Here is a 17,703-nt window from a genome sequence, read left to right as displayed (position 1 = left end):
GACAGCGAGCCCACTATGCTTCATCACCGCGACGCGCAGCCACTTGCCGCATCCTTGCCCCTTGCCGGGAAGGAGCCGCCATGCGCCGCCTGAACGTGCTCACCTGGCACACGCATGGCAGCTACCTGTATTACCTGGGGCATGCGCCGCACGAGTTCCACGTGCTGGCCCGTCCCGGCCGCCCGCCCGGCTATGGCGGCCGCGGCGGCCCTTTCCCGTTCGGACCCAACGTGCACGACCTGCCGGCCGCGCAGGCGCGCGAGCGCGAGTTCGACTGCATCCTGTTCCAGGAAGACCACCACTGGCACAAGGACCAGTACGAATTGCTCACGCCGGCCCAGCGCGCCCTGCCCCGCATCTACCTCGAACACGACCCGCCGGGCCTGCTGCCGGGCATGTCACCAGGGCGCGCCGCCGGCAGCGGCGCCGGCGCCACGGTCTGGCCGACCGACGCGCGCCATCCGGTCGACGATCCCAACGTGCTGCTGGTCCATGTCACGCCCTTCAATGCGCTGATGTGGGACAGCGGCCGCACGCCCACGCGCGTGATCGAGCACGGCGTCGCGCTGCCGCAAGGCGTGCGCTACGGCGGCGACATCGAGCACGGCCTGGTCGTCACCAACCACCTGGCGCGGCGCGGCCGCCGCATGGGCGCCGACCTGTTCGCTGCCCTGCGCACCGAGATACCTCTCGACCTGGTCGGCATGGGTTCGAGCGAACTCGGCGGTATCGGCGAGGTCGACCACCCGCAACTGCCGGCGCTGTTGGCGCGCTACCGCTTCCTGTTCAGCCCGGTCCGCTATTCCAGCCTCAGCCTGTCCACGATCGAGGCCATGATGGCCGGTGTCCCGGTGGTCGCCCTCGCCACGGCCGAGATGGCGACCGTCATCGCCCACGGCGTCTCCGGCGTCGCCGTCACCGACACGCGGCGCCTCGCCGATGCCATGCGCGCCCTGCTGCGCGACCGCGGCCTGGCCGAACGCCTCGGCGCCGCCGGCCGCCGCACCGCGCTCGAGCGCTTCTCGATCGCGCGCTTCGGCGCCGACTGGGACGCCGCGCTGCGCCACGTCACCCGCTAGCCAGGGCCAGCCATGAAAATCGACGATCCCGCGCTCGCCGCCAATCCACCCGCCGCCGTGTCCACCTTGCTGCCCGCTGCGCTGCCCACTGTCCTGCCCACTGGGACGAAGACTGCGGCGCCGGCCCTGGCCGACGGCCTGGAAGCGCCCGACGCCCTCGGCACGCGGCGCCGCATTGCCCTGGTCAGCGACCACGCATCGCCGCTGGCGGCACCCGGCAGCATCGATTGCGGCGGCCAGAACGTCTACGTGGCCCAGCTGGCGCGCGAACTGGCGCGGGCCGGGCACCGGGTCGACGTGTTCACGCGGCGCGACGCGATCGGGCAAAAACAGGTCGTGCAGTGGCACGACGGGGTGCGCGTAATCAATGTTCCAGCCGGCCCGGCGCACCACGTGCCGAAGGAGCAGATGCTGCCCTACATCGAGGCCTTCGCGCGCTTCGTCACCCGCTTCATCAAACGCGATGCGCGCCACGGGGGCGCGCCCTACGACATCGTCCACGCCAATTTCTTCATGTCCGGCATGGTCGCGCGCCACCTGAAGCAGACCCTCGGCATTCCGTTCGTCATCACCTTCCATGCGCTGGGCCAGGTACGCCGCCTGGCCCAGGGTGCGGCCGACGCCTTTCCGCCGGCACGCGTGCGCATCGAGCACACCCTGATGCAGGATGCCGACCGCATCATCGCCGAATGCAGCCAGGACCGCCAGGACATGGAGAGACTATATGGCGCCAGTCCGGCACGCATCGCGGTCGTGCCTTGCGGCTTCGACCCGGACGAACTGTGGCCGATGGAGCGGACGGCGGCGCGCAACCTGCTCGGCGTCGAGCGCGCGCCCTTCACCGTGCTGCAACTGGGACGCATCGTGCCGCGCAAGGGTGTCGACACCGTGATCGAAGCCATCGCGCTGCTGCGTGCGCACCACGGCATCGATGCCCGGCTGCTGGTGGTCGGTGGCAATGCCGGTGGCGCTGCGGGCGACGCTGTGGGCAGAGGCGCCGGCAAGCCTGCAGGCGCCAGGCCAAGCGGCAGCGGACGCGACGCGCCGGAACTGGCGCGCCTGCAAGCACTGGCGCGTCACCTCGGCATCGAGCCAGACGTCCATTTCGTCGGCCAGCAGCCGCGCGACGCGCTGCGCCACTACTACGGTGCGGCCGACGTGTTCGTCACCACGCCCTGGTACGAACCCTTCGGCATCACCCCGGTCGAGGCAATGGCCTGCGCGCGACCGGTCATCGGCGCCGAAGTCGGCGGCATCAAGAGCACCGTGGTCGACGGCAGCACCGGCTACCTCGTCCCCTCGCGCGACCCGCAGGCGGTGGCCGCGCGCCTGGCCACGCTGCAGCGCAATCCCGGGCTGGCGCGCGCCATGGGCGAAGCCGGACTGCGCCGCGCCGGCCAGCACTACACCTGGCGCATCGTCGCCCGGCAGGCAGCGGCGGTGTATGCCGACGTGCTGGCCGAGGCCTGCGCCCCCATCCCCATGACCCACCCCTAGGAGCACACCAGCATGGCAGAACCCATCGTCACCGACGCCTTTGCAATCGAGCCCGCCACGCGTGATTTTGCCGCCGCCGAGGTTGGCACGCATGAGGCAGCCGCCTTCGGTGCCGCCGACCTGCGCGGCAAGGTCGCCTTCGTCACCGGCGCCGCGAGCGGCCTGGGCGCTGCCCTCGCCGCCACGCTGGCCCAGGCCGGCGCCGACATCGTGGCCGCCGACCTGCGGACCGAGCCGCTGCAGGCCAGCCTGGCCATCCTGCGCGGCTACGGCGTGCGTGCCGAAGCGCTCACGCTCGACGTCGGCGACCCACCCACCGCCCACGCCGCCATCGAACGCACCGTCGACCGGCTGGGCCGGCTCGATATCCTGGTCAACAATGCCGGCACCGACGTCACCCTGCCGATCGATGCACTGTCCGAGCAGGAATGGCTGCGCGTCATCAACACCAACCTGAACGGCCCCTTCCTGCTGGCCAAGCACGCGGCCGCGCACATGCGCGCGAGCGCCACGCCCGGCGACATCGTCAACGTCGCCTCGACCGCCGCCAAGCGCGCCTGGCCGAATGCCAGCGCCTACCATGCCAGCAAATGGGGCCTGCTCGGCCTGTCGCATGCGCTGCACGCGGAACTGCGCCCCTACGATATCCGGGTCACGGCGGTGGTCGCCGGCGGCATGCGCACACCCTTCCTGCTCGACCGTTTTCCCGATCTCGACCCGGCCCGGCTGCAGGACCCGGCCACGGTTGCCCTTGCCATCCGCCAGGTGCTGCTGCTGCCGCGCGAAAGCGTGATCCCCGAACTCACGATCCTGCCGATGCAGGAAACCTCGTGGCCATGAAGGCCATTTTTATCGACAAGGACGGGACGCTGGTGGACGACCTGCCCTACAACGTGGAACCGCGCCGCATCACGCTGTGCAGCGGCGCCGGTGCCGCGCTGCGGCTGCTGGCCCGGCTCGACTACCGCCTGTTCGTGGTCAGCAACCAGGCCGGCGTCGCCTTCGGCCGCTTTCCCGAAAGCGCGCTGGACGGCGTAGCCGACCGCCTGCACGACCTGTTGTTCCGCGAGCGCCTGAGCCTGGACGGCTTCTATTACTGCCCGCACCATCCGGAAGGCAGCGTGGCCGCCTATACCCACGACTGCCACTGCCGCAAGCCGATGCCCGGCCTGCTGCTCAAAGCGGCCCACGAACACGGCATCGACCTGCGCGCGTCGTGGATGGTCGGCGACATCCTGCACGACGTCGAAGCCGGCAACCGCGCCGGCTGCCGCACCATCCTGCTCGACAACGGCAACGAAACCGAATGGCGGCTCGGCCCGCGCCGCATCCCGACCCGGATGGCGCCCGACCTGTACACGGCGGCGGTGCTGATCGCCAGCCACGCGGAGCAGGCATGAATGCCGTCCATCCCGGCTGGCGGTCGGCGCGCCGCATCCTGTGCGTGCGCCTGGATTCGCTCGGCGACCTGCTGATGTGCACGCCGGCGCTGCGGGCGCTGCGCGCCGCCCTGCCGGGGCGCAAGCTAACCCTGCTGGGCTCGGCTGCGGGGGCTGCGGCGCTGCCTTTCATTCCCGAGCTCGACGACGTCATCGTGCATGCGGCGCCATGGATGAAGGGGGCTGCCAGCGATCCGATTGATGAGGCCTCCGCTACCGGCTTCTCCGGCGGCCCCGGCAGCCCAGACCATCTAGGCAGCCCCGCCAGTTTCGGCAACCCCGGCCTAGGCGCGGCGGCCATAGGCCGGACCGGCCAGGCCGCCCTGGCCGTGGTCGACACCCTGGCCGCGCGCGCCTTCGATGCCGCCGTGATCTTCAGCACCTACACCCAGAGTGCGCTGCCGGCGGCACTGCTGTGCCACCTTGCCGGCATCCCCTTGTGCCTGGCCCATTGCCGCGAGAATCCCTATCGCCTGCTGAGCGACTGGGTGTCCGACCCGGAACCCGCAACCACCGTGCGCCATGAAGTACAGCGCCAGCTGGCCCTGGTCGGCCACGTCGGCTGCGTACCCGGCGACCTCGGCCTCTCCTTCGTGCCGCGCGCAGCCGACCGCACCGCGGCCATCGAACGCCTGCGCGGCGCCGGCATCGATCCCGGCCGGCCCTGGATCCTGCTGCACCCTGGCGCCAGCGCCGCCTCGCGGCGTTATCCGGCCGGCCACTGGGCGCAGGCGATCGCGCTGTTGTCAGCGGCGACCGACGTGCCGCTGGTACTGGCCGGCAGCGCGGCGGACGTGGATCTGGTCGAGGACATCCGCCGCCGCGCCGGCCTGCCGCTGCCGGCACTGCCGACGCTGGCAGGCCGGCTCGGCCTGGGCGAACTGGGCGCGGCGCTGCGGATGGCCGCAGTCGCCGTCACCAACAACAGCGGACCGGCGCATATCGCCGCCGCGGTCGGCACGCCGCTGGTCGACCTGTATGCGCTGACCAATCCCCAGCACACGCCCTGGGGCACGCGCAGCAGGGTGCTGTTCCACGACGTGCCCTGCCGCTTCTGTTTCAAGAGTACCTGCCCGCAAGGACATCATGACTGCCTGGCGGGCGTGACGCCGCGGCGCGTGGCCGCGGCGGTGCTCGACCTGCTGCGGCGGGGCGCTGCCGAGCCACCCACGGTATTGACCGAGGCGACGGTGCCGGCGGACGACGGCTGATCGGCAGCACTTATGCCGCCCCGTCATGCGACTGCCGGGCGCATTCCTGCCGGGCCATTGGGCTGCTGGCCGGCCGGTCTGCTGGGCCGCAGGGCAGCCGGACCGTTGGACTGCTGGGCTGCCGGTTCCCCGCTGCGCGCTGAGTTCAGCGCAGCGCCGGCTGTGCGGCGGCAGGCACGGCAGGCACGGCAGGGGCTACAGGAGCGGCAGTGCCAGTCCTGTCCCCAGCACTCGTAGTGCCGGCACCGGCCGCGTTCGTGCCCGCCCCCGCACCCGCGCCGAACCCCACGCTGCGGAACAGCGTCAGCGGAATCGCATTCGCCATCGCCTGCATGCCGAGGTCGTTCGGATGCAGGTGGTCGCGGCTGTCGTACGCCGGCAGCATGCGCGTCGGGTGGGCCGGATCGCGCACGGCGCGCTCGAAATCGATCACGCCATCGAATTCGTCGCCGCTGCGGATCCAGTTGTTGACGGCCTGGCGCACCTGCTCTTTCTCGGGCGTGTAATAGCCAGGGAAGACCGTGCCTTCGAAGGGCGTGAGCGTGGCGCCATAGATTGCGATCCCTTTCGCATGGGCGCGCGCGATCAGCTGGCGGTAGCCGGCAATCAGGTCCTGTGCGCTCACCGCTTCCGATGCCGGAATGGTGCCGGTACCGGGATGGCCGATGTCGTTGATGCCGATCAGGACGATCAGGTAGCGCACGCCGGCGGTGGCCAGCACGTCGCGGTCGAAGCGGGCCAGCGCGGCGCGCCCGAACAACGGCTGCTCGCCCGGGTCGCGCAACAGGCGGTTGCCGCCGATGCCGCGGTTGACCACGCCCAGGCGCGCATTCGGCGCCAGCATGGTGGCGATGCCGTTCGGTGCCGACACCAGGTCGCTCGTGACCCGGTCGCTCGTGACCCGGTCGCTCGTGACCCGGTCGCGCGTGGTCTGCAGGCGCAGTGCCAGCAGGTCGGGCCAGCGGCGGTTGGTTTCGATCGTCGTGTTCGAGCCGTCGGTGATCGAATCGCCCAGGGCCACGATGGCGGCATTGGCCGGCGTGTTGACGTCGACTTCGGTCAGGAAGGGCCAGGACGTGAGGGTGCGCTCGGTCGGCAGCGTGGCGGCGTTGGTGAAATTCCCCGGCAGCGAGACGTAATTGGTCTGGAACGCCGAGCCATGGATGGTGGTGGCCTGCACCGTGTCCGGCAGGTGCAGGCTGACGGCCAGGTCGGACAGCGCCGGCACGTCGAGGTCGACCGGATCGGACAGCACCGGTGCGCCCGGCGGGATCACGATCGAGCGCATGCCGCTGAAGGTCAGCGGGCGATCGCTGCCATCGACGATGGCGGCGCCGGCCTGGCGCCGGGCGACGTGGGCTTCGCCGATGCGCAGCGGCGTCGTGCCGAGTTCGTTGGAAATGCGGATGCGCACGCGCGGCCCGCCGATGCTGGTGTGGACGGTCAGGCGCAGGGTCTGGTTGCTGAAGCTTTGCGTCTGCGCCGCCAGCGGCGGCCCGGCCGGCGCGGTGCCCCAGGTGCCGACCCACTGCTCGGCGCTCCAGGGGACGGACTGGGCGATAGCGGGCAGCTGCGGCAGCGACATGCCGGCGGCGGCCAGCAGGACGGCGGTCAGGAAGCCGCGCCGGCGGCGCGTGCTTGACCGCGGGGTCGGTAACAGGGACGGCAGCAATGGTTCCATGTGTGGCTCCTCGATTGTCTCGTATTGTCATGGTTGGCCGCCCTGCCTCCCCCAAGGCAGCCTCGACAGCAGGCAGTAGCCTAGCGAGCCACTGTCGCGTCAACAAGACGTTACCAAGGCCGACTTTTGCGCTGGATCGAGGAAGCGGCTGGAACTTGTATCACAGCAGAACTTTATTGACGAGCGACTATTCCCCTTTGGTCATTATCGCTTTTTCATGCGCGCCACCCGGGCATCGCTTTCGCGCTGCTCGCGCCGGTCGCGGCGGTAAGTGAAAAAGGTGTTGGCGAGAAAACCCGCCACGGCGATGGCGATGCCGACCACGGCACCGACGTCGGTCAGCGTGAGCGAGGCGCCGATCGAGACCAGGCCTGCGAGATAGCTTGCCACTTCCGGCATGCCCGGTTTATTCATGGCCTCCCCCTTCCAAAAGTGTAGTATTTGACATAGAGTATAGAACTCTAAACTGATCAACGTCAAGAACACTAAACTCAATTGAGTTTAGAACACTTAACATGAATACACTCTCCGACCGCTTGGAACATATATATCGCGCCGTTCCCTCCCTCGAGGGCGAGCGCGGCCAGACAGGGCTGGTCAAAGCCTCGGGCGCGTCCAAGAGCGTCGTCAATCAATGGTTGACCGGCAAAATCAAATCGATGGACATCCGCTATGCGCTGAACCTCGAACGTGCACTCGGCTTTTCCCATATCTGGCTGATGACGGGCCAGGGCGAACCGCACCCTGCGCCGGACGAACGGCCCAGGAATGCACTGGCGGTGCGCGCCGTCGACAGCGAGGACCGCGAATTCGTCCAGATCGCCATGGTCAAGCTGCGCCTGTCGGCCGGTATCACCGGCTTCCAGACCGAACCCGAGGGCCGCGACGGCGGCACCCTCGGCATGCGCCGTAACTGGATCGAGCGCCACAACCTGAGCGCCGAGCACCTGATCGCGATCCTGGTCAAGGGCGAAAGCATGGAGCCGTCGCTGTACGAAGACGATATCGTGATCATCAACACGCTGGACAAGAAGCCGGTCGACGGCGCCGTGTATGCCTTCAACTACGAAGGCGAAGCGGTGGTCAAGCGCCTGGCGCGCGACGCCGGCCAGTGGTGGCTGACCTCGGATAATCCGGACCAGCGCAAATACCATCGCAAGCTCTGCCAGAACAATGCCTGCCTGGTTATCGGCCGCGTGGTGCGCAAGGAAAGCGACCGGATATGAAGCGCGCGCCATGAAGATCAGGACCGCGGTGACCGAACTGAAAGGCGTGCGCGTGGCGGTCGCCTTTCCGCCGCCGGCCTGGGTCACGCCCGGCATGGGCGATGCGCTGCTGGCGCGGCTGCAGCCTTATTTTCCGGCGCTGCCGGTCATGCTGGCGGCGGTGCGCAAGCACGGCGTGCGCACCCATGCCACTTTCCAGGCGCAGGCGCTGGCGGACGGCGCCGACCTCGGCGCGCTGGACACGATCGAGCTCGACCTCGACCTGCCGCCGCCGCGGCCAGACCAGCCGCCACCTTTCTGACTCCCCTTCGCATTCCAGGATTTGTCATATGAAAAAACGCCAGATCGCCGGCCTCGCCTTCGTCTTCCTGTGGTTCTTCATCGGCGGCATCATGCATTTCGTCGCCACCGAGACCGAAGCCCGCATCGTGCCGCCGTGGATGCCGTGGCCGGTGGCGGCGGTACTGGTCAGCGGCGTGTTCGAGCTGCTCGGCGCCGCCGGACTGCTGATCGGCGCCACCCGCCGCGCCGCCGGCATCGGCCTGTTCCTGCTGACCCTGGCCGTGACGCCGGCCCACATCTACATGCTGCAGCGGCCCGACCTGTTCCCGGTGCCGCTCTGGGCCTTGTGGCTGCGGCTGCCGATCCAGGCGGCGCTGCTGTGGCTGATCTGGTGGAGCACCTGGCGCCTGCACCCGCGCCGTCGCCCGGCCTGACTCAGAAGTCCATGTTCACCCCGGCCGACATGCCGGTCTGCCCGCTGCGCCCCGCGGTCAGCAGGTTGCCGGCATAACGGTTGCGGTCGACCTCGGCATACAGGTTGGTGCGCTTCGACAGCCAGTAGGTCGCGCTCAGGATGAAGGTCCCTTTCCTGCCGGTGGGCAGCGCTAGCGGCTGGTCTTTGGTGGTCAGGTAGTAGGCGCCGATCAGCTGCAGCGGCGCGGTCACGTTGTATTGCAGGCCGGCCCAGCTGTACTTGGTGACCGTCTCGCCGCCGACCGCCACCTGGTCGCGCTGGCGCGCATAACCGGCGCTGGCGCGCGCCTTGCCGAACACGTAGGCGCCGCCCAGCGTGTAGTGATCGGTATCGAGGCCGGCCACCGAGGTCTTGCGGGTGTAGGCGCCGCCGTAGTTCAGCGTGCCCTTGCGGTAGCTGACGCCGAGGGCGCGGGTCGAGCCGCGCGTGGTGGAACCTGCCTGCTCGCCCACGCCATACAGCGCGCGCACCGTGTATGGCCCGAAGTTGCCGGTGTACTGGACCGCGTTGTTGTCGCTCACGCCCAGCGTGGCGTTGATCGCGTTGACGATGCCGACGTAGCGAATGCCGAAGGTGTCGTAGGCGGCGATGGTGCGGAATGCCACGTTGAATTGCTTGCCGACGTCGAGCGAACCCCAGCGCCCGCCCAGGCCGACCGACGACTCGACGTTGAACAGCACCCCGACCTGTTCGCCGGTCGCGGTCTTGAACCGGTTCTCGAGGTTGAAGTGGGCGTTGTTGCCGTTGCCGAGGTCTTCCTTGCCGATGAAGCCGAGGCGGTTCGATTTGAAGATGCCGGTCGAATTCATCGACAGCTTGCTGTTGCCGGCGGCATCGACGTTGGTCAGGTTGCGCAGGCCGCCGTCGATCGAGCCGTAGATGGTGACGTCGGCCGCCGCGTGCGCAGCCGCGCCCATGGCGAGCAGCGCCACGAAGGTGTGTTTCATTTGCTTGTCTCCAGTTGCGGGGAATGTGCTTCTGCGAGCACTTTTTGGTAGAGGTGGGCCGGCGCTCAGCCCGGGGTGGCCGCTGCGGCGGGCACGAAGGCGTCGCAATGGAAGGCGTCGCGGTCCAGCTGGCGCTCGTGCACGAAGGCCTGGCGCGCCGCGTTGATCATGGCCGGGGCGCCGCAGGCATAGACTTCGTAATCCGCGAGCGACGCGATGTCGTCCAGCACCGCCTGGTGGACGAAGCCGGTACGCCCTTCCCAACCGTCGAGCGGGCCGGCGTCCGACAGGACCGGCACGAAGCGTAACCAAGGTAACTGGGCTTCCCACTTGCGCGCCAGGTCGATCCGGTACAGGTCGTCGGGCCGGCGCGCGCCCCAGTACAGCACCATGCTGCGGGTCAGCTTGCGCTTGATCGCATCCTCGACGATCGACTTGATCGGCGCGAAGCCGGTGCCGCTGGCCAGCAGCACGATCGGCTTGTCGCTGCCGTCGCGGATATGGAAGTCGCCGTAGGGAATCGACACCTCGATCTGGTGGCCTTCGGCCATCTGCTCGGCCAGGTGCTGCGAAAAGCGGCCGCCGGGCACGTGGCGGATGTGGAGTTCGGCGCCGTCGTTCTGGTGCGGCGGATTGGCCATCGAAAAATGGCGCACCGTGCCGTCTTCCATCTTCAGGCTCAGGTACTGGCCGGCCTTGAATTTCGCCTTGGCGCCGGCCGGGAAGCGCAGCTGCAGCACCGTCACGTCGGGCGCCGCGCGCGTCATCCGGTACACCTTGGCGCTCACGGTCTTGATCGCGCTGCGGTCGATCTTGCGCACCTCGCGCACGGCGACCGTGAGATCGGAACAGGCGCGAGCCTGGCACAGCAATACCTGGCCCGCGGCCTGCTCCTCCTCGCTCAGTCCGGCGCCCTGGCCGCCGGCGACGCTGCCGGCCACCACGCGGCCGCGGCAGCTGCCGCAGACGCCGGTACGGCACGAGTACGGGATTTCGTAGCCGGCGGCCAGCGCGCCTTCCAGCACGCTCTTGCCGTCGTCGCAGTCGAAGACGATGTCGTGGTCTTGAATCTGGATCGTGTGTGACATGATGCTCATCCTTGTTGAATCGTGCCGCCGTCCATCCCGGCGAGCATGCGCACGGTGCGCAGCACGGCCTTCGGATCGGCCACGCCGCGCCCGGCGATGTCGAAGGCGCAGCCGTGGCCGACGCTGCTGAACACGACGCCGGCGCCGACCGACAGCGCGCTCGCCGTCATCGGACTCAGCAATTTGATGGGAATGTGGCCCTGGTCGTGGTACATGGCCAGGTAGACGTCGTGCCTGCGCTGGGACAGCATCACGTCGGCGCCGGCCGGGCCGTCGACCGCGTGGCCGAGCGCGCGCAGGCGCGCCACCGCCGGCACGTTGACGGCCTGGTCGTCATCGCCAAACAGGCCATCCTCGCCGGCATGCGGGTTGATCCCGAACACGCCGAGCCGCGGGCGTTCGATGCCGAGGGCGCGGGTGGCCTCAATCAGCGCCAGCGCGGCGTCCACCACCAGGTCGGTCGTGATCCGCGCCAGCGCGTCGTGCAGGCGCTCGTGCAGCGTGACGTGGCCGATGCGCAGCTCGGGCGACACCAGCAGCAGGAACACGCGCTCGGCCGGCGTCGACGTCAGCTCGGCGATCAGGCCCGGGTAGCCTGAAAAGGCGATGCCGGCACGGTGCACCGAAGTTTCCGAATGCGGACAGCCGATGACCGCATCGACTCCGCCCTGGCGCGCCAGGGCGACCGCGGCGCGCACGTAGGCGACCGTGGCGACGCCGGCGTCGGCCAGGATCTCGCCCGGCCGGAACGCCGCGGCCGGCAAGGCCGGCACGTTGACGAAACGCAGGCCTGGGCCATCGAACGCGGTACCGGCGGCGTCATCGAAGGGCAGCAGCGCCAGCTGCGGCGCGTGCTGCTCCGCGTAGTAGCGAATCACGAAGGCGTCGCCGACCAGCACCAGCTCGACGCCCTGGCCGTGCAGTTCGGCCGCGGCCTTGACCGCGATTTCCGGCCCGATCCCGTTCGGCTCGCCGATCGCCAGCGCAATGCGCTTGTGCCCCCGCGGCTTGTGCGCCCCCAGCGTCATAGCGGGATCACCAGCAGCGTATCGATGTTGGTGCTGTCGCAGACCACCACGCGCTCGGCGAATTTCAGGACGCCGTCCGGCTGCTGCGCCACGCGGTCGAGGTAACGCCCGGTCGCGAACACTTCGGTATTGCCGTCGCGCATGATGCGCGCCACCATGAAGGGCGTCTCGACCACGGCCAGCGCGCCGTCCTGCTCCAGCACCAGCGGGGCGCCGATTAGGTGGCGGTAGCGCTGGTCTTCGTAGACGTTGGCGTCGCGCATGGCCAGCACGCGGTCCTGCAGCATGGCGCGGGTATCGGCGTAGACCATGCCGGCCTCCATGCCGGCCGCGTGGTTGTCGGCGTTGGTGATCAGGTACAGGCACTGCTCGAGGAAGAAGTCGGGCCACTGCTCGAGCTGGTCGTTGTCGATGCAGCGCGCATAGGTCGCGTTCAGCTGGCCGAGGCGTTCCAGGGTGAATACGCTCATATCAGATCTCCATGAAGCCGCGGTAGGCATTCCAGAAGCCGCGCACCGAAGCTTCGGTGGTGCGGTTGTCCTGGGTTTCGATGCTGGCGCCGCCCATTTCGAGGATCGCCTCTTCGTCCTCGGTGCCGGCGATGCCGCGCTGGACGAAGCCACCGACGGCGCCGTCTTCCATCGAGATGAAGCCGGCCGAACCGGTCAGGTTCAGCTGCTTCAAACGCATGCGGCGCAATTCGGGCGTGTCGTCGGTGAAGCCGAGATAGGTCCAGTTCAGCACCGTCTTGTCGATGCCGGCCGGCAGCACCTGGCGGATCGCCAGCGTGTTCTGGATCTGGGCCAGCACGAAGCCCGGGAACACCGACAGGATCTGCAGCGTGACGCCGTCGCCGAACTCGTCGACCCCGTCGAGCATGCTCGGATCGGCCAGCGTGTAGCCCTCCTTGTCCGAGCGCAGCTTTTCGGCGCTGTAGGCGCTGCTGGATTGCGGCTTGTGGTCGACCTTCGACCAGCTGACGTGGTGGGCGCCGCTCTCGCTGATGATCACCCCGCCCTTCTGCGACAGGCGATTCAGGTTGAAGGTGGTGAAGAACACGTGCAGCAAACTGGCGTGGTAGGAGTCCTTGACGTTCTCCATGTACAGCTTCCAGTTGTTCGGGATGGTCTGCTTGAAGCGGCCCAGGATCGCCACCGGCTTGGACAGCACGCGCTCGATCTTCTCGACGATGACGTCGCCCAGGTATTCCTCGATCGACGGGACGTCCTCGTCGAAGCTGCCGAACACCAGGCCGCCGACGGTCGCGGTGCGCAGCTTGCGCGGGCCATGCTGTTCCTTGCAGAAGTCCGGCGGCATGCCGCCCTTGCCGTTGATGCCCTGCTCGAACGCGACGCCCTTCAGGTTGCCCTGCAGGTCGTAGCGCCAGGCGTGGTAGACGCAGGTGAAGTCTTCGGCCTTGCCGCTGTCCTTCAGCGCGATCAGGGCGCCGCGGTGGGCGCAGCGGTTCTCGAAAGCTTGCAGCTCGCCCTCTTCGTCGCGCACGACGATGACCGGGGTGTCGCCGGCGAAGGTGGTGCGGAAGTCGCCCGGCTCGGCGATCTCGGCTTCGAGGCACAGGTAATTCCAGGCCGGTCCCTGGAAGATGCGCTGCTGCTCGTTGCGGTACACGCCGGCATCGCGGTAGATCCAGTACGGGACCCGGGTCAGGCCCGGCTCCCAGGTGCGCTTGCTGTCGCGCATGTCGTTGAGTTTCATTTCCATGGTGTGCTCCTGTTGCAGGTACTTCTTGAATGTCATTTCGAAATCGATACGCCGGGCCGGGCTGCCGGCGCGGGCACCTGCTCGGCGGCGGCACGTTTGGCGCCGTAGCGGCGCCCCATCGCGAACACGGCGATGGCGGCGCACAGCATCATCCCGGCGGCGAGGTAGAACAGGCTGGCCGGCAGCCAGTGGGCGGCAATCAGCATCCCCGCCACGGCCGGGCCGGCGATGCCGCCCAGGCGGCCGATGCCGAGTGCCCAGCCCAGCCCGGTCGAGCGGATGTCGGTCGGATAGAACACGGCGCCGAGGGCGATCGCGCTCTTCTGGCCGCCGCTGACGCAGAAGCCGCCGAAGAACACCGCCGTCATCAAGACCCATGCCGGCGCCGTTAGCGCTGCCGCGGTGCAGGCCATGAACACGGCGCCGCACAGGTAGAGCACGCCCAGGCTGACGTAGGGGCCGATGCGGTCCATCGCCGGCCCGACGAACAGGGCGGCGACGATGCCGCCCACCGTCGACAGCGAGGTCATCCAGACGATCGTGTGCATCGGATAATCGAGCTTGCCGAGGATCGCCGGCAGCCAGCTCTGCATGAAGTAGAACGCGGCCAGGTTGAGGAAGAAGATGAACCACAGCAGCAGCGTGCCGGTGGTGTAGCCGCCCTGGAACAGGCTGGCGATCGCCGCCCGGCGCGCACCGCCCTGGGCCGCCGACACGCTGTCGGCATGGGCCGCCAGCGCCGGATCGATGCGGCCGAGGATGCTGCGCAGCTGCGCGCGGTTCTGGTCGCGGCGCCCGAGGAAGGCCAGCGATTCCGGCAAGGCGAAGAACAGCAGCAGCGCCAGCACCATCGGGAAGATGCCGCCCACCCACAGCAGCGCATGCCAGCCATAAGGCTTGAGCAGCATGCCCGCGGCGAACCCGGCGGCGACGAAGCCCAGCGAAAAGCCGCAATAGATCGCCAGCACGAAGCTGGCGCGCAGGCGCTTCGGGCTGTATTCGCCGGTCAGCGCGATCGCGCCCGGCGCCGCGGCGCCCAGGCCGAGACCGGTCAGGAAGCGCAGCACCAGCAGCTCGGTGACGTTGGTCGCCAAGATGGTGAGCAGCGTGCACAGGCCGAAGAAGAAGGTCGAGGCCAGGATCACGCGGCGGTGGCCGAAGCGGTCGGACAGCGGCGACAGTACCAGGTAGCCGGCCATCAGGCCGACCAGGGTCGACGAAAAGATGGTGCCCATGGCCGTCGGCGGAATCCCCCAGTCCTTGGCCAGCAGCGGCATGATGTAGCTGATGGCCTGGGTGTCGAAGCCGTCAATGAACAGCACCAGGCCGCACAGCGCGACCACCATGGCCTGAAAACCGCTCACTTTCCTGTTATCGAATAGTTGCGACGCATCGATCGGGTTACTTTTCACAGCGTGTCTCCTCTGTTTCCGTGGACCCGCCTCAGTGGTTTTTTTTGTCGGCAGGAGTGGCCGTACGGTATGGCCGGGCGGCTCAGCCGGTCAAGAAAGGCCGCTATAATGTTCGCATTGCGAACACATGGATGAGCGATGACGAGCCAGGAAGCGCGCACGCCCGAGGAAAAGGAATACGTTGCCGGCCTTGAGAAGGGGCTGGCGATCATCGAAGCCTTCGGCATCCACAACAAGCCGCTGACACTGAGCGAAGCGGCCCAGATCACCGGCCACTCGCGGGCCTCGGCGCGCCGCTCGCTGCTGACGCTGCAGGCGCTCGGCTACGTGCAATCGGACGGCAAGCACTTCCGCCTGGCGCCGCGCGCGCTGCGCCTCGGCCATGCCTACGTCAGCTCGACGGCGCTCTTGAAGCTGATGCAGCCGGTACTGGAAGGGATCAGCGAACGCACGCGCGAATCGAGTTCGCTGGCGGTCCTGGACGGTAACGACGTGGTGTTCCTGGCGCGCGCGGCGACCCGGCGCAGCCTGTCGACCGGACTCGGACTCGGATCGCGCCTGCCGGCGCACGGTGCCGCCACCGGCCGCGTGCTGCTGGCCGCGCTGCCGCCCGAGGACGCGGCATTGCGCCTGAAGCGCATGGCGCGCCAGCAGATGACGCCGCGTACACAGACCGACGTCGACGAGTTGCTGAAGATCCTGGCGGATGTGCGCGTGAACGGCTATGCGCTCTGCGACGAGGAGCTGGAACTGGGCGTGCGCTCGATCGCGGTGCCGATCCAGGATGCGGGTGGGCAGGTGGTGGCGTCGATGAGCATCGTGGCATCGACGCGGCGGCGCTCGCTGGACAATGTGCTGGGCAGCCTGCTGCCCGAGCTGGAAAGTGCGCGGCGGATGGTGAGCGCGATGTTATAGACCGAGATCGGACAGGCCCGGATGATCGTCTGGCCGCCGTCCCAGCGGCCAGCGGAACTTGCGTTCGGCCTCTTGGATCGGCATGTCGTTGAGGCAGGCGAAGCGGCGCTGCATCAGGCCGTTCTCGTCGAATTCCCAGTTCTCGTTGCCGAAGGTGCGGAACCAGTTGCCCGAATCGTCATGCCATTCGTAGGCGTAGCGCACGGCGATGCGGTTGCCCTCGAACGCCCACAGCTCCTTGATCAGGCGGTAGTCCAGTTCCTTCTTCCATTTGCGGTCGAGGAATTGGGCGATCTCTTGGCGGCCATTGATGAATTCGACGCGGTTGCGCCACTGGCTGTCCGGCGTGTAGGCGAGCGCGACTTTTTCGGGGTTGCGGCCGTTCCAGCCGTCTTCGGCGAGTCGGACCTTCTGGATGGCGGTTTCGCGGGTAAAGGGTGGCAGCGGTGGACGGGATTCCAGGGTGGACATGGCAGTTTCCTTTGTTGTTGTCCTCAACAGGATAACGCAAGGCGGACTGATGCAAGGGCAAGCTCGGGCAGAAATGAAAATCCGCCTTGCAAGATGGCCCGTTCCGTTGGGTTCGTTGCTCAAAGCAAGAGGATTCAACACTCCACTGCTTGCACCTCGTGCAATTGAGTTTTGTACGATATCTCAGTGATATAACCCGTTACAACATGCCAAATCACATTGTAAATTTTCGGTTACCTTCACACCTGTGACAATTGGATACAATTTTATAATTTTGACAGCGTACTATTTCTTCATTGGCTGATTTGATGGAATTGATGAGGAGACGCTATGTGGCTGCTTATTTTTGCTGTCGTGGCCGTAATGTGGTTCTTCCACCGGAGCCATACAAAACTCAAGGTCGCTACTAGGCCGCCGCGGCTTGTCGGGGACGGAACCTACGCGGTCGAGATCGTCGGTAAAAACAATTACCTGGCGAGCTTTGAGAAGATTTGCGGCCGCCGCACAGCCGACTGCATCAATCGCAAGACCGAAGCCCATCTTACCTTCGAAGACGACAACGTATTCGACAACCAGGCTGTACGCGTGTCGATCACGGGTTACACGGTGGGCTACCTTCCGCTAGCGGTTGCACGCGACTTTCGTCGCGCAGTGATCGGTGTCGGCCTGGGTCGCTCAACCGTGTTCGAATGCAGTGCCCACATTCGGGGCGGCTGGGATGCGGGGCTGAGAAGACAGGGCAACTACGGTGTCTGGCTCGACTTGCCGGAGAGCGGCGCCATGTAGGCGATTGCGGGCGGTCGGATGCAGACAGCTGCCCAGCCTGTTAGTATGTTCAATGAAAAAAATTCTTGTCGTCGATGACCTCAGCCTCGACATCATGCTGACGCGTATGGCGCTGGCCCGCCATCAACCACCCTTGAAGGTCAGCGTCGCCCATGACGGCGAAGAGGCCTATCGGATGCTCGCGGAGCAAGACTTCGATCTCCTCCTCCTCGACATCAAGATGCCCCTCATCGACGGCTTCGAATTGCTTGAACGCCTCCATGCAGAGGACCGCCAGGTCGCGCCGGCCATCATTGTATCCGGCTCGGGCTTGCTGTCAGATCGCATTCGGGCGACAGAACTCGGTGCTATCGACTACATCCAAAAGGCCGTCGACTATAAAGTCTTTACGGAAGAGCTCCTGGCGGCAATCCGGCGTCATCAACTCTAGCTGGCTGGGAAGCA

20 protein-coding genes are annotated in these 17,703 nt (G+C 67.4%); 11 read left to right on the top strand and 9 right to left on the bottom strand.

What is annotated here, in order from left to right; translation table 11 throughout:
* The first annotated feature begins 80 nt into the window (after positions 1-80).
* Genes U1H99_RS05885 through U1H99_RS05865 form a run of 5 tightly spaced genes read left to right on the top strand, consistent with a single transcriptional unit; the run spans position 81 to position 5,226 of the window.
* Positions 81-1,079 (top strand): glycosyltransferase, encoded by a 999-nt coding sequence (locus U1H99_RS05885; RefSeq protein ID WP_323140796.1) that lies wholly within the window; start codon positions 81-83, stop codon positions 1,077-1,079.
* Positions 1,080-1,091: 12 nt separating this feature from the next.
* Positions 1,092-2,576, top strand: a complete 1,485-nt coding sequence (locus U1H99_RS05880; protein ID WP_323140795.1) for a glycosyltransferase — start codon at positions 1,092-1,094, stop codon at positions 2,574-2,576.
* 12 nt (positions 2,577-2,588) lie between these two features.
* Positions 2,589-3,416, top strand: a complete 828-nt coding sequence (locus U1H99_RS05875) for an SDR family oxidoreductase (protein WP_323140794.1) — start codon at positions 2,589-2,591, stop codon at positions 3,414-3,416.
* Entirely contained in the window at positions 3,413-3,976 is a 564-nt protein-coding gene (locus U1H99_RS05870; RefSeq protein ID WP_323140793.1) for a D-glycero-alpha-D-manno-heptose-1,7-bisphosphate 7-phosphatase, read from the top strand. The genes U1H99_RS05875 and U1H99_RS05870 overlap by 4 nt, the downstream gene beginning before the upstream one ends.
* Complete coding sequence (locus U1H99_RS05865; RefSeq protein WP_323140792.1) at positions 3,973-5,226, top strand: glycosyltransferase family 9 protein; 1,254 nt, start codon at positions 3,973-3,975, stop codon at positions 5,224-5,226. Before U1H99_RS05870 ends, U1H99_RS05865 begins: the two co-directional genes overlap by 4 nt.
* Before the next feature lie 145 nt (positions 5,227-5,371).
* Here the strand turns inward: U1H99_RS05865 and U1H99_RS05860 are convergent, their stop codons facing one another.
* Positions 5,372-6,907 carry an SGNH/GDSL hydrolase family protein gene (locus tag U1H99_RS05860; RefSeq protein WP_323140791.1) on the bottom strand — a complete coding sequence of 512 codons (1,536 nt, stop codon included), beginning with the start codon at positions 6,905-6,907 and terminating at the stop codon, positions 5,372-5,374.
* Between the two features lie 204 nt (positions 6,908-7,111).
* Entirely contained in the window at positions 7,112-7,321 is a 210-nt protein-coding gene (locus U1H99_RS05855) for a holin (RefSeq protein ID WP_323140790.1), read from the bottom strand.
* 101 nt (positions 7,322-7,422) lie between these two features.
* Here U1H99_RS05855 and U1H99_RS05850 point away from each other — a divergent pair, with 101 nt between their 5' ends.
* From U1H99_RS05850 to U1H99_RS05840, 3 genes are read left to right on the top strand one after another with little or no spacing between them, the layout of a single operon-like run.
* Entirely contained in the window at positions 7,423-8,133 is a 711-nt protein-coding gene (locus U1H99_RS05850; protein ID WP_323140789.1) for a LexA family transcriptional regulator, read from the top strand.
* Between the two features lie 10 nt (positions 8,134-8,143).
* On the top strand, positions 8,144-8,434 hold the full coding sequence (locus U1H99_RS05845; RefSeq protein ID WP_323140788.1) for a hypothetical protein: 291 nt from the start codon (positions 8,144-8,146) through the stop codon (positions 8,432-8,434).
* 28 nt (positions 8,435-8,462) lie between these two features.
* Positions 8,463-8,849: a DoxX family protein gene (locus U1H99_RS05840; RefSeq protein ID WP_323140787.1), complete on the top strand. Its 387-nt coding sequence runs from the start codon at positions 8,463-8,465 to the stop codon at positions 8,847-8,849.
* Between the two features lies 1 nt (position 8,850).
* Here the strand turns inward: U1H99_RS05840 and U1H99_RS05835 are convergent, their stop codons facing one another.
* The 6 genes from U1H99_RS05835 to U1H99_RS05810 all read right to left on the bottom strand — a co-directional run bounded on the left by U1H99_RS05835 (position 8,851) and on the right by U1H99_RS05810 (position 15,087).
* The gene (locus U1H99_RS05835) at positions 8,851-9,837 is read right to left on the bottom strand and encodes a porin (RefSeq protein WP_323140786.1); all 987 of its coding nucleotides are present in this window, start codon (positions 9,835-9,837) and stop codon (positions 8,851-8,853) included.
* A gap of 65 nt (positions 9,838-9,902) precedes the next feature.
* Positions 9,903-10,925 (bottom strand): CDP-6-deoxy-delta-3,4-glucoseen reductase, encoded by a 1,023-nt coding sequence (locus tag U1H99_RS05830; RefSeq protein WP_323140785.1) that lies wholly within the window; start codon positions 10,923-10,925, stop codon positions 9,903-9,905.
* 5 nt (positions 10,926-10,930) lie between these two features.
* Positions 10,931-11,953, bottom strand: coding sequence for a PdxA family dehydrogenase (locus U1H99_RS05825; RefSeq protein ID WP_323140784.1), 1,023 nt, complete (start codon positions 11,951-11,953; stop codon positions 10,931-10,933).
* Positions 11,950-12,423 carry an aromatic-ring-hydroxylating dioxygenase subunit beta gene (locus tag U1H99_RS05820; protein WP_323140783.1) on the bottom strand — a complete coding sequence of 158 codons (474 nt, stop codon included), beginning with the start codon at positions 12,421-12,423 and terminating at the stop codon, positions 11,950-11,952. The genes U1H99_RS05825 and U1H99_RS05820 overlap by 4 nt, the downstream gene beginning before the upstream one ends.
* A 1-nt stretch (position 12,424) precedes the next feature.
* Positions 12,425-13,654 carry an aromatic ring-hydroxylating oxygenase subunit alpha gene (locus tag U1H99_RS05815; protein ID WP_375341589.1) on the bottom strand — a complete coding sequence of 410 codons (1,230 nt, stop codon included), beginning with the start codon at positions 13,652-13,654 and terminating at the stop codon, positions 12,425-12,427.
* Between the two features lie 53 nt (positions 13,655-13,707).
* Positions 13,708-15,087, bottom strand: coding sequence for an MFS transporter (locus U1H99_RS05810; RefSeq protein WP_323140782.1), 1,380 nt, complete (start codon positions 15,085-15,087; stop codon positions 13,708-13,710).
* Positions 15,088-15,225: 138 nt separating this feature from the next.
* Between U1H99_RS05810 and U1H99_RS05805 the strand changes: the two genes are divergently transcribed.
* On the top strand, positions 15,226-16,002 hold the full coding sequence (locus tag U1H99_RS05805) for an IclR family transcriptional regulator domain-containing protein (protein ID WP_323140781.1): 777 nt from the start codon (positions 15,226-15,228) through the stop codon (positions 16,000-16,002).
* Here the strand turns inward: U1H99_RS05805 and U1H99_RS05800 are convergent.
* Positions 15,997-16,473, bottom strand: coding sequence for a nuclear transport factor 2 family protein (locus U1H99_RS05800; RefSeq protein WP_323140780.1), 477 nt, complete (start codon positions 16,471-16,473; stop codon positions 15,997-15,999). The two genes, U1H99_RS05805 and U1H99_RS05800, sit on opposite strands and share 6 nt — an antisense overlap.
* Positions 16,474-16,803: 330 nt before the next feature.
* Between U1H99_RS05800 and U1H99_RS05795 the strand changes: the two genes are divergently transcribed.
* Positions 16,804-17,259, top strand: coding sequence for a hypothetical protein (locus U1H99_RS05795; RefSeq protein WP_323140779.1), 456 nt, complete (start codon positions 16,804-16,806; stop codon positions 17,257-17,259).
* 52 nt (positions 17,260-17,311) lie between these two features.
* Positions 17,312-17,689: a response regulator gene (locus U1H99_RS05790; RefSeq protein ID WP_323140778.1), complete on the top strand. Its 378-nt coding sequence runs from the start codon at positions 17,312-17,314 to the stop codon at positions 17,687-17,689.
* The last annotated feature ends 14 nt before the right edge of the window (positions 17,690-17,703 follow it).

Source organism: Massilia phyllosphaerae (assembly GCF_034659755.1).
Taxonomy (GTDB): Bacteria; Pseudomonadota; Gammaproteobacteria; order Burkholderiales; family Burkholderiaceae_D; genus Telluria; species Telluria phyllosphaerae.
The sequence above is the reverse complement of the archived record's forward strand: the minus strand, read 5'-3'. Positions and strand labels throughout refer to the sequence as shown.

Excerpts from the sequence above, each read along its gene's own strand:
- U1H99_RS05805 (WP_323140781.1), top strand. The coding sequence starts at position 15,226 with ATGACGAGCCAGGAAGCGCGCACGCCCGAGGAAAAGGAATACGTTGCC.
- U1H99_RS05845 (WP_323140788.1), top strand. The coding sequence starts at position 8,144 with ATGAAGATCAGGACCGCGGTGACCGAACTGAAAGGCGTGCGCGTGGCG.
- U1H99_RS05855 (WP_323140790.1), bottom strand. The coding sequence starts at position 7,321 with ATGAATAAACCGGGCATGCCGGAAGTGGCAAGCTATCTCGCAGGCCTG.
- U1H99_RS05850 (WP_323140789.1), top strand. The coding sequence starts at position 7,423 with ATGAATACACTCTCCGACCGCTTGGAACATATATATCGCGCCGTTCCC.
- U1H99_RS05885 (WP_323140796.1), top strand. The coding sequence starts at position 81 with ATGCGCCGCCTGAACGTGCTCACCTGGCACACGCATGGCAGCTACCTG.
- U1H99_RS05840 (WP_323140787.1), top strand. The coding sequence starts at position 8,463 with ATGAAAAAACGCCAGATCGCCGGCCTCGCCTTCGTCTTCCTGTGGTTC.
- U1H99_RS05790 (WP_323140778.1), top strand. The coding sequence starts at position 17,312 with ATGAAAAAAATTCTTGTCGTCGATGACCTCAGCCTCGACATCATGCTG.
- U1H99_RS05865 (WP_323140792.1), top strand. The coding sequence starts at position 3,973 with ATGAATGCCGTCCATCCCGGCTGGCGGTCGGCGCGCCGCATCCTGTGC.
- U1H99_RS05820 (WP_323140783.1), bottom strand. The coding sequence starts at position 12,423 with ATGAGCGTATTCACCCTGGAACGCCTCGGCCAGCTGAACGCGACCTAT.
- U1H99_RS05795 (WP_323140779.1), top strand. The coding sequence starts at position 16,804 with ATGTGGCTGCTTATTTTTGCTGTCGTGGCCGTAATGTGGTTCTTCCAC.
- U1H99_RS05835 (WP_323140786.1), bottom strand. The coding sequence starts at position 9,837 with ATGAAACACACCTTCGTGGCGCTGCTCGCCATGGGCGCGGCTGCGCAC.
- U1H99_RS05825 (WP_323140784.1), bottom strand. The coding sequence starts at position 11,953 with ATGACGCTGGGGGCGCACAAGCCGCGGGGGCACAAGCGCATTGCGCTG.
- U1H99_RS05815 (WP_375341589.1), bottom strand. The coding sequence starts at position 13,654 with ATGCGCGACAGCAAGCGCACCTGGGAGCCGGGCCTGACCCGGGTCCCG.
- U1H99_RS05875 (WP_323140794.1), top strand. The coding sequence starts at position 2,589 with ATGGCAGAACCCATCGTCACCGACGCCTTTGCAATCGAGCCCGCCACG.
- U1H99_RS05860 (WP_323140791.1), bottom strand. The coding sequence starts at position 6,907 with ATGGAACCATTGCTGCCGTCCCTGTTACCGACCCCGCGGTCAAGCACG.
- U1H99_RS05870 (WP_323140793.1), top strand. The coding sequence starts at position 3,413 with ATGAAGGCCATTTTTATCGACAAGGACGGGACGCTGGTGGACGACCTG.
- U1H99_RS05830 (WP_323140785.1), bottom strand. The coding sequence starts at position 10,925 with ATGTCACACACGATCCAGATTCAAGACCACGACATCGTCTTCGACTGC.
- U1H99_RS05800 (WP_323140780.1), bottom strand. The coding sequence starts at position 16,473 with ATGTCCACCCTGGAATCCCGTCCACCGCTGCCACCCTTTACCCGCGAA.
- U1H99_RS05880 (WP_323140795.1), top strand. The coding sequence starts at position 1,092 with ATGAAAATCGACGATCCCGCGCTCGCCGCCAATCCACCCGCCGCCGTG.